This is a genomic window from Hymenobacter frigidus, from assembly GCF_014640435.1.
GTDB classification, from domain to species: domain Bacteria; phylum Bacteroidota; class Bacteroidia; order Cytophagales; family Hymenobacteraceae; genus Hymenobacter; species Hymenobacter frigidus.
Map to the genome: position 1 here is coordinate 1 of NZ_BMGY01000010.1, position 13,731 is coordinate 13,731.

General features: G+C 62.2%; 12 protein-coding genes and 1 tRNA gene. 10 read left to right on the forward strand and 3 right to left on the reverse strand.

All coding sequences use genetic code 11. From position 1 onward, the window contains the following. Positions 1-90: 90 nt before the first annotated feature. Together IEW17_RS07165 and IEW17_RS07170 are read left to right on the forward strand one after the other, a co-directional pair. Positions 91-762 carry a TVP38/TMEM64 family protein gene (locus IEW17_RS07165; RefSeq protein WP_188561358.1) on the forward strand — a complete coding sequence of 224 codons (672 nt, stop codon included), beginning with the start codon at positions 91-93 and terminating at the stop codon, positions 760-762. Positions 763-870: 108 nt separating this feature from the next. Next, positions 871-944 (forward strand) — tRNA-Arg (locus IEW17_RS07170). 99 nt (positions 945-1,043) lie between these two features. Here IEW17_RS07170 and IEW17_RS07175 read toward each other — a convergent pair. Beyond that, positions 1,044-1,382 carry a cupredoxin domain-containing protein gene (locus tag IEW17_RS07175; protein ID WP_229748860.1) on the reverse strand — a complete coding sequence of 113 codons (339 nt, stop codon included), beginning with the start codon at positions 1,380-1,382 and terminating at the stop codon, positions 1,044-1,046. A gap of 467 nt (positions 1,383-1,849) precedes the next feature. Here IEW17_RS07175 and IEW17_RS07180 point away from each other — a divergent pair, with 467 nt between their 5' ends. From IEW17_RS07180 to IEW17_RS07215, 8 genes are all read left to right on the forward strand, one after another. Further along, positions 1,850-2,335, forward strand: a complete 486-nt coding sequence (locus IEW17_RS07180; protein WP_188561359.1) for a hypothetical protein — start codon at positions 1,850-1,852, stop codon at positions 2,333-2,335. 194 nt (positions 2,336-2,529) lie between these two features. Then, positions 2,530-3,474 carry a DUF8832 domain-containing protein gene (locus IEW17_RS07185; protein ID WP_188561360.1) on the forward strand — a complete coding sequence of 315 codons (945 nt, stop codon included), beginning with the start codon at positions 2,530-2,532 and terminating at the stop codon, positions 3,472-3,474. Between the two features lie 38 nt (positions 3,475-3,512). Next, positions 3,513-4,340: a DUF305 domain-containing protein gene (locus IEW17_RS07190; protein WP_188561361.1), complete on the forward strand. Its 828-nt coding sequence runs from the start codon at positions 3,513-3,515 to the stop codon at positions 4,338-4,340. A gap of 121 nt (positions 4,341-4,461) precedes the next feature. Then, complete coding sequence (locus IEW17_RS07195; RefSeq protein ID WP_188561362.1) at positions 4,462-5,658, forward strand: TolC family protein; 1,197 nt, start codon at positions 4,462-4,464, stop codon at positions 5,656-5,658. Positions 5,659-5,670: 12 nt separating this feature from the next. Then, the gene (locus IEW17_RS07200) at positions 5,671-6,294 is read left to right on the forward strand and encodes a hypothetical protein (protein ID WP_188561363.1); all 624 of its coding nucleotides are present in this window, start codon (positions 5,671-5,673) and stop codon (positions 6,292-6,294) included. Beyond that, positions 6,278-7,426 (forward strand): efflux RND transporter periplasmic adaptor subunit, encoded by a 1,149-nt coding sequence (locus tag IEW17_RS07205; protein ID WP_188561364.1) that lies wholly within the window; start codon positions 6,278-6,280, stop codon positions 7,424-7,426. Before IEW17_RS07200 ends, IEW17_RS07205 begins: the two co-directional genes overlap by 17 nt. A 4-nt stretch (positions 7,427-7,430) precedes the next feature. After that, positions 7,431-10,745 carry an efflux RND transporter permease subunit gene (locus IEW17_RS07210; protein WP_188561365.1) on the forward strand — a complete coding sequence of 1,105 codons (3,315 nt, stop codon included), beginning with the start codon at positions 7,431-7,433 and terminating at the stop codon, positions 10,743-10,745. A gap of 112 nt (positions 10,746-10,857) precedes the next feature. Beyond that, on the forward strand, positions 10,858-11,193 hold the full coding sequence (locus tag IEW17_RS07215) for a four-helix bundle copper-binding protein (RefSeq protein WP_188561366.1): 336 nt from the start codon (positions 10,858-10,860) through the stop codon (positions 11,191-11,193). A 53-nt stretch (positions 11,194-11,246) separates the two neighbouring features. On the opposite strand, the gene IEW17_RS07220 is transcribed toward IEW17_RS07215, so the two are convergent. After that, positions 11,247-12,185: a YeiH family protein gene (locus tag IEW17_RS07220; RefSeq protein WP_188561367.1), complete on the reverse strand. Its 939-nt coding sequence runs from the start codon at positions 12,183-12,185 to the stop codon at positions 11,247-11,249. Between the two features lie 188 nt (positions 12,186-12,373). Continuing rightward, positions 12,374-13,285: a LysR substrate-binding domain-containing protein gene (locus IEW17_RS07225; protein WP_188561368.1), complete on the reverse strand. Its 912-nt coding sequence runs from the start codon at positions 13,283-13,285 to the stop codon at positions 12,374-12,376. Positions 13,286-13,731: the final 446 nt, after the last annotated feature.

The window sequence follows — 13,731 nt, forward strand, 5'->3', positions numbered from 1 at the left end:
TTAGAATCTTACTCCACTCCTTTCCTTCATTGACCTAAATTAAGAGGTCGTGTCTGAACATAGGAAAAAAACTTCTCCACCCTGCTGTCCATGCTCCTGCTGGTGGCGGTGCCCTTGGTGGGCAGTTCGTCGCTCACCTTCGTGCTCTACCGCAACCAGCAGTTTCTGGAGAACCTTACCACGGCGCAGAGCTTGCTCTATTTCGTGATTGTGGGCGTGGCCATGGCGTTTTCGCTGGTCAACACCACGGCCGTAGTACTCATAACGGGCTTCTACCTAGGCTGGAGCGGCTTTCCGGGCATGGTCATAGCTTACGCCCTGGCCGCCCTGCTCGGCTACCAAATAGCCGCCACCCTCGACCACGGCAAAATGACAGCCTTTATCAGTCACTTTCCCAAAGCCGATGCCGTGATGAAGGAGTTGAAAACCGACAGTTGGCAGCTAATTTTCCTCACCCGAGTGTCGCCCGTCACGCCCTTTGCCCTCATGACCTTTATTCTGGCCATTATGGGGGTGCGGCGCTGGCCGTTTCTGCTGGCCTCGGTGGCGGGCATGCTGCCGCGCAGCTTGTTTTTCTACTGGCTCGGCACCAAGGCACAGGATGTTTTCACGCTGCTCAAAGACCCGGGTACCGGTACCACCGGCAAGCTCCTGTTGCTGGGCCTGGTAGTCGTTTCGTTCTTCGGGCTCTATTACATCTTCAACCACGCGCTGAAACGCGCCCTCAGCAAAGGCACCACCGAAGCACTAAAGCACCCTTGATTATGAGTAGCTTGCGCCAAAAACAAAAGTTTATTAGCGAAAAACACGCAGCAGGCTTGTAAAGCCCGTTTTTCTATCCTTACCTTTGCACTCCCAACACGGGAAAGCGGTTGTGTAGCTCAATTGGATAGAGCATCTGACTACGAATCAGAAGGTTTAAGGTTCGACTCCTTACACGACCACAAATAGCCCCTCAGCAATCTGCTGAGGGGCTATTTTTATGCAATCTGTAGCAAGCAAGTCCGCTCTGCCGGCGGCAGGTTGCAAGGTGTTAAACTCGATTATTTCACCACCAGACTGCCGCGCAGCATGCCCATGCCGCAGGTAAACACAAAGGTGCCGGCCTGCTGGAGCAGCAGCTCCACCAGCGTAGTCTGGAACGCCGGCAGGTCGCGCCGGATGCTGAAGTCGGGCATCAGCAGCTCTTCGGAGCGGCTGTTTTCCTCATCGCGGTAGAAGCGCAGCTGCACGGGTTTGCCGCGCTCTACCTCAATTACATCGGGCGAGTAGCCACCCTTCATGATGATGTCAACTTCCTGCACGCCGCTCGATGAGGACACGGAGCTGGCCGTTTGACGGGCCGCCCCGGTAGGGCCAGTAGCGGCCAGGAAATCCGTCACGGCCGACGCGCAGGAGGCGCAGGTTATGCCCTCAATGTCGAGGGTCGCGGTTTAGGTATCGGTGGTAGTCGGGAGTATAGTAGCAAGGGCTTCATTGGCTCAAAGTATCTCGGGCTATCAAGCGGCAGCGCAGTAAGACGGTACAAAGGAACGGCGGCCAGCAAGCGATAATGGTACGGAATCCGGCGGCAGATGCGTATAATTTGACTCGTTAAACCCGCTGGCTTCGGATTCATAAAATCACGCTCAGGGCTTGCATAATTTTGTCATACCGTTACTTGGCTTTATTCTGCCGGGCCTCTGGATGCTAATAAAATCAGCTGAAAATCAATTAATAAACGGTGAAAACCACAGACTGATACAAGCACTACCTGAACTAATACGTGCTTGAATAGGTAGAAGAATGATTCGGCCGCCAAAAAAGAATGTTCTAGTTTTGCGGCCGTCCGTGTTTAATCCGGTCTGGTATGTTCCGTAGTCTGTTCCCTTTCCGCCGTTTGCTGGCGACGAGCTTCCTGCTCGTCTTCGTCAACGTGTTGGCGGGCCAGTGCTACTGCGCAAGCCTGCGCCAGGCTGCTGGCGCGAAGCCGGGAACCAGCGCAGCCGCCAAGCCCGCGCCCATGGCCCCCGGCCACGCCTGCTGCCGGGCAGCTGCCGCTAAAAAAGCTGCTCGCATGGCCACTGGACCAGCGGGTGCCTCCCATCAGAAGCACTCATCCGGGGCCGACGACTGCTGCCGTAAAAAAGCGGCTTCGCTGGTGGCGACGCTCGATGGCGCGGCGGCCAAAGCATTGGCAGAAGCACCAGCCCTGCTGCCCGCACCGTTGAGCTTCCACTTCCGGCCCCTGGTGGGCCAATGGCACCGCACGCTGCCGGTGCAGCTGGTGCCCCGGCAATATCTGCCCCCCAAAATTCCCGACATCCGTATTTTCATTCAGTCGCTGACTGTCTGATTCTTCCGACGCGCTCAGGCTCGCGCCGGCATGGCTCTGCTATGTCCGGGGCGAGCCTTTTCGTTTGCCCGTCGCGCCGCTTTTAGCTGGCCAGCTCCCCTTTTCTACTTCCGGGTTTTCCATTCACAGCAGTTATGAATTGTTGTAAACCGGCCTGCCAACCCCACTTTTTTCAAGTCTATTTTTCTTTGTCAATGAATCGTTTTCTTATTTCCCTGCTGGCCGCCGCCAGCCTGCTCAGCACCGCCAGCTGCTCTTCGGATTCGTCGAGCAGCGCCACCGACACCGTGACCACGCCCACTGGCACCGCCGCCGATAGCACTGCCGGCCACGCCAACGGCCACACCTACGCCTGCCCCATGCACCCCGAGGTCACCAGCACCAAGGAGGGCGAAAAATGCCCTAAATGCGGCATGGCCCTGGTGCATAACGACCAAGTGAGCAACGGCAAAACTTACCAGATGAGGTTCGAGCCGAAGCCCATGCAGCTGGTGGCCGGCCAGCCCGCCACCCTCACTTACACCCCCCAGGAGGTGGGCAACGAGCAAGCGCCGGTGCCGCTGGCCGTGGTGCACGAGAAGAAAATCCACCTCATCATCGTGCGTAAAGACCTGTCGACTTTTTACCACGAGCACCCTGAGTACACCGCCGAGGGTAATTACCGCGTGCCGTTCACCTTCGCCAAAGGCGGCGACTACGTGCTGTTTCAGGACTACACACCCGATGGCAGCGGCCACCAGCTCGGCCGCCAGCCAGTATCGGTGCAGGGCCCGAAGTACACGCCCGTCAAGTTCGGCCAGGACCAGATGCAGTGGAGCCAGGACGGCTATCAGGCCACACTCTCCTTCGATAAGGCTTTGAAAGTGGGCCAGCTGCTGGCCATGAAAATCAACCTCACCAAGGGCGGCCAGCCCGTAACGGACCTCGATAACTACCTCGGCGCGCTGGGCCACGTCGTGGTCATCAGCGAAGACACCGAGCGCTACCTGCACGTGCACCCCAACGACCAGGCCGACAAGGGCCCCAACATCGGTTTCAACACCAACTTCGAAGCCCCCGGCCTGTACCGGGTATTCCTGCAATTCAACCACGCCGGCACCATTCACACCGGTAATTTCACCGTTAACGTCAAGGCGTAACGCCATTTTTTTACCGCTCACATTTCATCCTCAAACCCATGAAAAAATCTGTTTTTTTCCTCGCTTCCCTGTGCCTCGCCACCGGCCTTTTGAGCAGCTGCGACAGCAACAAGACCACGGAAACCACCACGACCACGACTTCCACCGAAGCTGCCGCGCCGGCTGATTCGGCCGCGGGCATGGCCGGCATGGACCATTCGGGCATGGACCACGGCAGCACCGCCGGCGCTTCGGGCATGATGGCCGCCATGAACACCATGATGAAAAACATGGACGCGTTCAAGCCAGCCGGCAACACCGACCACGATTTTGCCCACATGATGATGGCCCACCACCAAGGCGCGGTGGAGATGTCGGCCCTCGAGCTCAAGGAAGGCAAGGACGCTACGCTGCGCGCCATGGCTGAAAAAATCAGCGCCGACCAGAAACAGGAGCTGCAGGCCCTCGAAGCCATTGCCACCCGGCTCGACGGCGCGCCCTCCAACTACAAGCCCCAGGACGCGGCCGACCCCTTCACGAGCAAAATGAAAACCTCGATGGCCGGCATGATGAGCATGGGCCAGCCCAGCGGCAACGTGGACACGGACTACGCCGCCATGATGGTGGCCCACCACCAGAGCGCCGTGGACATGGCCAAGGCCGAGCTGGCCCACGGCCGCGACACCAAGCTCAAGGAAATGGCCCAACAGATGATAACGGCCCAGGAAAAGGAAATCCGGCAGTTCAAGGCCTGGCAGGCGAAAAACGGCGGCCCAATGAGCGGCACCGCAGCCGTGTACGAGTGCCCCATGGGCTGCAAAGGCAGCACCAGCAACAAGCCTGGCAAGTGCCCAACCTGCGAAATGGCGCTGGTTAAGAAAGGATAGCTGGGGGAATTGAAAATTAAAAATGGAGAATTAAAAATTAAAAAATGGGGGTTGCAGCATGAGAAGGGTCATTTTTAATTGTTCATTTTTAATTTTTAATTTCCTACCGGGCTGGGGGGCGTTGCTGCTGCTGGTTTTCAGCGTTCCGGCCGGGGCCCAGCAGCTTATCGTGCGCCCCGACAGCGCCGAGGCGCAGGCCCTGCGCCGGCACCCGCGCCTGCGCCAGTCCACCCAGGAAATTGAGGAGCAGCGGGCCCTGAAGCGCGGCAGCTTCTCGCTGCGCAACCCCGATTTTCTCTTCTCGGCGCCCACCGGCGCGCAGTGGGCGCCGGGCGTGGTGCAAACCATCGACTTCCCGACCGTGTACCGGCAGCAGGCGCGCACTGCCCGGGCCGGCATCACCTTGGCTGAGCGCGGCCTCGATGTGAACCGCGCCACCGTGCGCCGCGACGTACGCCTGGCCTACCTGGCTCTGCAAGTGAGCGAAGCCCAAGTGCGCCAGCTCACCTTCCAGGACAGCCTGTTTCGCACCCTCCAAATTGCCACCGACCGCCTCTTTAAGGCCGGTGAGGTCACTTCCCTGCAGCGCATCAGCACCGAAGCCGAAGCCCGCCAGGTAGCCAACCAGCTGGCCCAGGCCGTGGTGGACCGCCGCTCGGCCCAGCGCCGCCTGGGCCTGCTGCTGGGCCAGCCCGATGCCGACCTGACCACCGGCACCGACCTGCGCGGGACCGGCGTGGAGCTGGCGCGCACCGGCATGGAACTGCTCGGCGGCCTGCCCACCCGGGACAGCGCCGCGCTGGCCGGCAGCCCCACGCTGGCCTACTACGCCCAGAGTGTGGACCTGAGCCAGTCGGGCATCAGCCTGGTGCGGGCCCGGCGCACGCCGGCCGTCACGGTGGGCTACCAGAACCAGGGCTTCGCCGATTCGCCCTACCGGTACCGGCTGCAGTTAGGCGTGTCGGTCCCGATTTATTTCTGGACTTACCGCTCGCAATTGCAGGCGGCCACGGCCCGTACCAAAGCGGCGCAGGCCCAGGCGCAGGTGCAGCAGCTGGAGCTGGGCACCCAGTACCAGCAGGCCCTAGCCGACACCCGCAAGTTTGCGGCCTCGCTCACTTATTTCGAGCAAACCGGGCTGCCGCAGTCCACGGCCATCATCAGCCAGTCGCAGCGGCTGTTTCGGGCCGGCGAAATCAGCTATTTGGTCTTGATTCAGAGTCTCAACCAGGCTTTTACGATTCAGAATAACTACCTGGCCACTATCCGCGACTACCGGCAGGCCATCACCGAGCTCAACTACCTCCGCGGCCAGTAATTATTCCAGCTTATGAGACAATCCCTTCACGTTACGCTGCTGCTCCTGCTGCTGGCCCTGCTGCCAGGTGGCGCGGCCCGCGCTCACGGCGGCGAGGACCACGGCGGAACCGCCAAATCTTCCGGCGGCGCTTTCCCCACCACGTTTTCGGTGGCGGCCTTGTCCGAAAAGTTCGAGCTGCTGCTGCGGTTCGAGCCCCTCGAAAAAGCCCAGGATGCCGACCTGCGGCTGTTCGTGTCAGACTACGCCACCAACGCCCCCATCAAAGGAGCCAAGCTCACCGTGAGCTGCCCCGAGGCCCCGGCGCTCAAGTTCGCCGTATCGGAGCTGGAAGCCGGCAGCTATCTGGTGGAAGGGAATTTCCCCGAGAACAAGAAATACAGCCTCGCCGTCAACATCGTGGCCGGGTCGCAGGCTGATTTGCTGCTGCTGCAGGGCCTGGAAGTGGGCAGGAAACTACCCGCGCCCCCCGGCCCGCTGGCGGCGGCCACCTCGCTTTTCTCCTCCTGGAAAACCATTCTGGCCCTCGTTGGCGCTTTCGCCCTGGGCATCCTGCTCACGGTGCTGCTACTGCGCCGCCGCGCGGCCGCCCCTGTTTCCATCGCTACGCCCCCCGTTTATGAAAACCGCGCCTAAGTTCCTCGCTGCAATAGCCGCCGTGGTGGCGGTGCTCACCGTGCTGCTGCCGCCGCCCACCAGCCTGCTGGCCCACGGCGGCGAAGACCACGGCGGCGGGGCCCAGCCCGCCGCCGGCACGGGGCTGATTGATGCCGTGGCCCTGCCCAAAGAAAGCCAGTTTCTGTTTGGGGTGCGCACGGCGCTGGCCAGCTACTCGGCCACTTACAACCGCCTCACACTCTACGGCACCGTGTCTTCGGCGGCCGGCGGCGAGGGCCGGGTGGTGGTACCCCAGACCGGGCGCATCGTCAGCCTCTCGGCGCGGGTGGGGCAGGCCGTGCGCGCCGGCCAGGCCCTGGCCGTGGTCGACCAAACCCTGGACGCCACCCAGCAAATCGGCCTTAGCACCGAGCGGGCCAACGCCCAGGCCGAGCTGCGCGCCGCCCGGCAGGACTACGCCCGCCTGCAAACCATCGCCGACATCGCCGCCCGCAAAGACGTAGTGGCCGCCGAATTGCGCCTCCGCCAGGCCCGCCAAAACGCGGACATCTACAACGGCCAGGCCAGCCGCCGCCGCGTTACTATCACCTCGCCCATCAGCGGCACGGTGGACGTGTTCAACCTCGCCGTGGGCCAGCAAGTGACCCAGGGCGACGAGCTGTTCCGGGTGCTGAACCCCGGCAAGCTGCGCGTCACGGCCGAGGTGTTTGCCCAGGATTTGGCCAAAGTCACGCCCGGCGCGCAGTTTCGGGTCGAGGGTTTGCAGGGCCAGGCAGGCAGCGCAGCCGCCCGGTTGGTGGTGTTCAGCAACGTGGTGAACCCCGTGAACCAGGCCCGCCAGCTCATCCTGGAGTTGGATGGCACGGTGAGCAACACCTTTCGCGCCGGCCAGGCCGTGAACGTGCAGGTGCTGGGCCAGGCCGGCAATGGCCCCAAGCAATTGGTGGTGCCAACCTCCGCCCTCACCGACCTCAATGGCAAGCCCGTGGTATTTGTGCACACCGACCCCGAAATCTTCAAAATTCACTACGTGCAGCCCGGCCCGGCCAACGGCGAACAGACCGTGCTGCTTGGGGGCACCGTGAACGAAAACGACCGGGTGGTGACCGTGGGCACCTACCAATTGAAGTCCATTTACCTGAACCAGTAGCGGAATGCTTGATAAAATCATCCGCTTTGCCCTGCAGAACCGGCTGCTCCTGCTGGCCTTCGCGGCGGGCCTGCTCATTGCCGGCACCTACACGGCCCGCCAGCTGCCGGTCGACGTGCTGCCCGACCTCGACCGGCCCCGCGTCACGGTATTCCTGGAATCGCCGGGCATGGCGCCCGAGGAAGTGGAGGCCTTGGTCACGCTTCCCGTTGAAACGGCCCTGAACGGGGCCACCGGCGTTTCTGCGGTGCGCTCCAACTCCGCCATCGGCCTGGGGCTGGTGTTCGTGGAGTTCGATTACGGCACCGATATTTTCACGGCCCGCCAGATTGTGGCCGAGAAGCTGCAAACCGTGGGTGAGCAGCTGCCCACGGGCGTCACGCCGGTGCTGGGGCCTATTTCATCGGTCATGGGCCAGATTATGCTGGTGGGCATGTCGGTTTCAATTAAAAATGAAGGATTAAAAATTAAAAATAATACCCCGGCTGGAGCCAATTCGCCAAGCTCCTCCTCTCTTTTGGAGAGGGGGTCGGGAGGTGAGGTTACCACCGCGGCCGACTTGCGCACCCTGGCCAACTACACCGTACGGCAGCGGCTGCTCAGCATTCCCGGCGTGGCCCAGGTCATTCCCATCGGCGGCGATAACCTGCAGTACCAGGTGCTGCTCGACATGCCGCGCCTCAATGCCGTGGGCGTGACCATTACGCAGGTGGAAGAGGCCCTGCGCCGCTCCAACCTCAATACTACCGGCAACTTTTTTGACCGCAACGGCTCCGAAGTCCTCATCCGCAACCTGGGCCGGCTGCGCTCGGTGGCGGATATTGAGAACATCATCGTCGGGTACCGCGAGAACTCGCCCATCACCGTGAAGCAGGTGGCCACCGTGGCCTTCGGGGCCCGCTTCAAACGCGGCGACGGCAGCGTGAACGGCAAGCCGGCCGTCATTCTCAGCATCGAAAAGCAGCCCGGCGCCGCCACCGTGGGCCTCACCGAAACCGTGGAAAAAGCCCTGACGGAGCTGCAGCCCTCGCTGCCAAAGGACGTGCAGGTGAACACCCGCCTGTTCAAGCAGGCCGACTTTATTGAGTCTTCGATTTCCAACGTGGAAGATGCCCTGCGCGACGGGGCCATCCTGGTCGTCATCGTGCTGTTTGCCTTCCTACTGAACGTACGCACCACATTTATCTCGCTGGTGGCCATTCCGTTGTCCTTGCTCGTCACGGCGCTGGTGTTCCGGGCCGCCGGCATCAGCATCAATACCATGACGCTGGGCGGGCTGGCCATTGCCATTGGCGAGCTGGTGGACGATGCCATTGTGGACGTGGAAAACGTATTTCGCCGTCTGCGCGAAAACCAGGCCCTGCCCCAGCCCCGACCGGCGCTGCAAGTCATCTATTCGGCCAGCTCCGAGGTGCGCAACTCCATCGTGTACGCCACCATTATTGTGGTGCTGGTGTTCCTGCCGCTGTTTGCGCTGGAAGGCATGGAAGGCCGCATTTTCGCGCCGCTCGGCATTGCCTACATCACGAGCATCGTGGCCTCGCTATTCGTGTCGCTCACTGTCACGCCGGTGCTGTGCTACTACCTGCTGCCGCGCATGAAGCAAATCCGGGAGGCCGAGCAGGAGGGCCGGCTCATTCGCTGGCTCAAGGGCCGGGACACGCGCCTGCTCAACTGGGGCCTGCTGCACCCCAAGGCCGTGGTGGCCATTGCCGCGCTGCTCTTCGTAGCGGCCGCCGCGCTGGTGCCTTTCTTCGGCACGGAGTTTCTGCCGCCGTTCAACGAAGGCTCGCTCACGGTGAACTTCTCGGCCCCGGCCGGCACCTCCCTGGCCGAGTCGAACAAGCTCGGCACCCTGGGCGAACAGCAGATGCTGAAAATACCAGAGGTGGCCTACACGGCCCGCCGCACCGGCCGCGCTGAGCTCGACGAGCACGCCGAATCGGTGAACAACTCGGAAATTGAAGTGGCCTTCAAAACCGAAGAAGAGTTGAAAAAGGAAGGCCGAACCATGCGCAGCCGCGACGAAATCCTGGCCGACCTGCGCCAGCGGCTGGGGCTGATTTCGGGGGTGAACGTGAACATCGGCCAGCCCATTTCTCACCGCCTCGACCACCTGCTGAGTGGCGTGCGGGCGCAGGTGGCCATCAAGATTTTCGGCAATGACTTGCTGGAACTGCGCCGCTACGCCACCGAAATCCGCAACGCCGCCAGCACCGTGCCCGGCGTGGTAGACCTGCAAGTGGAGAAGCAGGTGCAGATTCCGCAGCTGCTGGTGCGCCCCCGCGACGCCGCGTTGCGCGCCTACGGGTTGGAGCGCGGCCAGGTAGTGGCCACGCTTCAAACGCTGTTTCAGGGCGAGGTGGTATCGCAGATACTCGACGGCCAGAAACGCTTCGACCTCATCGTGAAGCTGCCCGAAGCGCAGCGCAGCGACGTGGCCACCATCGCCAACACCCGCATCGAAACGCCCAGCGGCGCCCTCATCCCCGTGAGCCAGGTGGCCGACGTGAGCTACGAGCCCGGCCCCAACACCGTGAACCACGAGAACACCCAGCGCCGCATCACCGTTTCGCTCAACGTGGCCGACCGCGACCTGGGCAGCACCGTGCAGGAGGTGCAGGCCCGCATTGCGCAGCAAGTGAAGCTGCCGGCCGGCTACTACCTCACCTACGGCGGCCAGTTCGAGAGCCAGCAGTCGGCCGCCAGCAAGATTCTCTGGCTGAGCCTGTTTTCGCTGGCCGGCATCTTTCTGGTGCTGTTTTCGCACTTCAAGTCGCCGCTGCTGGTGGCCCAGATTATGCTCAACATTCCGCTGGCCCTCATTGGCTCGGTGGTGGCGGTGCTGCTCACGGGCGGCACGTTCAGCATCGCCTCGCTGGTGGGCTTCATCACGCTCACCGGCATCGCCTCGCGCAACGGCATCATGATGATTTCGCACTACATCCACCTCGTGGAGCACGAGGGCGAGCAGTTCGGCAAACCCATGATAATTCGCGGCTCGCTCGAACGCCTGGTGCCCGTGCTGATGACGGCCCTGGTGGCGGCCCTGGCCCTGGTGCCGCTCACGCTGGCCAAGGACGCGCCGGGCAAGGAAATTCTGTACCCCGTGGCTACCGTCATTCTCGGCGGCCTGCTCTCGTCCACCTTCCTCGACATCATCGTGACGCCCGTGGTGTTCTGGCTATTTGGCGAACGCGCCCTGGCCCAGTACCGTCGCGGCCACAACGAAGTGAGCCTCGATGCTAACCCCCAGGAACTCGACGCCCAGCCTCTGACGCCGCCCACCGACCTTCATCCGGCGCGGCCCGGCGTTTAAAATTGCCCGAATTACAGGGGCTGTTTGCCCGAATGCTACCCGAACCCACCGGTTAAAAGTGCGTTAGCTAAGAAGGCATTAATCGTTTTGCTCAAACTAAACTTCCTTTCCCATGCACACCCAAAACCAAGCCCTCCTCGACGCCCTCAACGCCTGCATCGCGGCCTGCGAGCACTGCGCCACCGCCTGCCTCAAAGAAGAGGATGTGAAGATGATGGCCCGCTGCATCAGTATCGACCGCGACTGCGCCGACATCTGTGCCCTGACTGCCCGCTTCGTGGCCCGCGATTCGGAGCACGCCCAGCACGTGATGCGCGAATGCGCCGAAATCTGTAAAATCTGCGGCGACGAGTGCGAGAAGCACGCGGCCCACATGCCGCATTGCAAGGAGTGCGCCGAGGCTTGCCGCCGTTGCGAGCAGGCGTGCCGCACGGCCATGGTTGCTTAGGCTCATTATATCAGCAAAAAGCCGGCTTGGGAGCTCCCAAGCCGGCTTTTTGGCTATACGGCTTGCAAAATCACGTAAAGCGAAGCCGTCGAAATCACCGCCCACAGCACCACCCCCAGCACAAAGGGCCGGGCCCCTACCGCCTTCAGCACGGCGGCCGATAAGCCCGCGCCGATGAAAAACAGCGTCACCGTCAGGCCGATTTTGGCCAGGGCCACCAGCAACGGAGCCAGGGGCCGCACGGCCGGCACAAAGGTGTTGACCAGCATCGCCAGGATGAAGCCGACGATGAAATAAGGCAGTTTCACTTTCACGCCCTGCTGCTTGAACAGCAGGGCCGTGCCCAGGGAAATTGGGATAATCCAGAGGGCGCGGGCGAGCTTCACGGTGGTGGCCACTTGAAGGGCCTGGTCGCCGTAGGCCGCTGCCGCCCCCACCACTGAGGACGTATCATGAATGGCAATGGCGCACCAGAGGCCAAACTGGTTCTGCGTCATGGCCAGCGCGTGGCCGATGGGCGGAAATGCAAACAGCGCAATGGCATTGAGCACGAACACCGTGCCCAGCGCTACCGATATTTCTTCGTCCTTGGCCCGCAGCACCGGCCCCACTGCTGCAATGGCGCTGCCCCCGCAAATAGCAGTGCCACAAGAAATAAGGTGCACCACATGGCGGCCCAGCCCCAACCACCTGCCCACGAAATATCCCAAAATCAGGGTGCCGAAAATAGACACTACCGTAAATAGAACGCCCTCCTTGCCGGCCGCCACCGCCGCGTGCGCATTCATGCCGAAACCCAGCCCAACCACTGAGTACTGCAGCAGCTTGGCCGTGAGCTTTTTGGTTTGCGCGACGAAGGGATTGCCCAGCACCTGCGCCAATACCAGCCCCAGGGCCAGCGCCACGGGCGGCGAAGCCCACGGCGTGAGGCAGAACACCAGCAGCAGCCCAAACACCACTTGCCGCAACGTAACCGGGCGCCCCAGCACCATATGCGGCGCGTGAAAATGCCGCCGGAAACCGGTGATTTCAGGCTGATTATCAGCCTTGGTAGCGACGGGACCGGACGTGGGTGTGAACAGAACGGGATGAGATACGAGAAGGACGCTTAAGTCCCTCAAATTTACGGCTCTCCCCTTCCATTTAGTAATCCCAAAAGGTTATTCCGAATTACCAGAAGTTATAATGTGGTTACAAAGTGGCTCTGCGCGAAAGTCAGAAACCGCTGGGCCAGGCGCGACAGCGGTTGCCCCTGCACCCACACGGCCTCGAATTGCCGGGGCAGATGCAGGTCGGCTACAGGCACTATTTCCAAGGCTCCAGCGGCCAGCTCCCGCACCAGGGCCCGGCGCGAGACAAAGCCCAACGCCGTCGGCGAGGCTTCGAGGTAGGCCTTGATGGCTTCGGTATTGTCGAAATAAAACACCACCCGCAGCTCGCTGAGCTTGATTTTGAAGGCGCGCAGGGCAAACTCCAGCACTTCCAGCGTACCCGAGCCCCGCTCCCGCAGTACCAGCGGGCAGGCCAGGGCTTCGGCCAGCGGCAGCGGTTGGACGGCCGGCCCGGCCGGGGTAGCGCGGCGCACCGCCACCAGCTCATCGGGCAGCAGCAGCTCGTAGTGCAGGTCGCGGCTTTTCGAGCGGCCTTCCACGAAGCCCAGGTCCAGCTCGCCGCGCAGCAGGGCTTCGGCAATGTGCTCCGAATTGGCGTTGAGCAGCGAGAGCTGCACCTTGGGGTAGCGCGCCTGGAAGGCGGGCAGCAGGCCGGGCAGCACGTATTGGGCCAGCGTGGTGCTGGCTCCCAGGCGCAGACGGCCGGCGGCTTCGTCGGGGTCGCGCAGGGCGTGGAGCTGGTCTTCGAGTTGCTGGGCGGCGGCGGCCACGGCTTCGGCGTGGACTTGCAGCAGCCGGCCCGCTTCGGTGAGGGCCACGCGGTTGCCGCGCCGCGCCAGCAGGCGCTGGCCGTACTGGGTTTCCAGCTCCCGAATGTGCTTGGTGACGGCTGGCTGCGTGATAAACAGCCCTTGCGCGGCTTTGGTGAAGCTCAGGTGCTGGGCCACGGCCTGGAATACGCGAAGGCGAAAATCGGACATGCCGCCAAGGTACAGGCGACAGCGGCAACGAGCCAATTACAGCGGTTTTTCGGTTAGTATACAGCATGTAGAGACGCGACCCTTCGCGGCTCCAAGACCGCGCCGTTCCCATCAGACCGTTCAACGCCCAGAAAACCGCTCTAGCTGCAATAGCCAAGCCCCACGCGGCTACCTGCTGAACTGATGTTGCGCAGTCGTTGGGTGGGTTTGGCCGTTTAGTACGTCCGTGATGAGTTGCACGCTGGACCAGTACACGGATTATGTGGGGGAACTGTGCAGCCCGAGGCTGACCGCTGCAACGGTCAGCCTCTTTTTTTGCCCGGCCGCGGGGGATTTTGGCTGGCGCGGCGGCACTCGTTTGGCCCGGGACTTTCAGGTTAGGCAGCGCCGCCCGTACTTTGCGGCCCGAGCACCCGCGTTGGGGGGCTTGGCTTTCCCTTGCATTT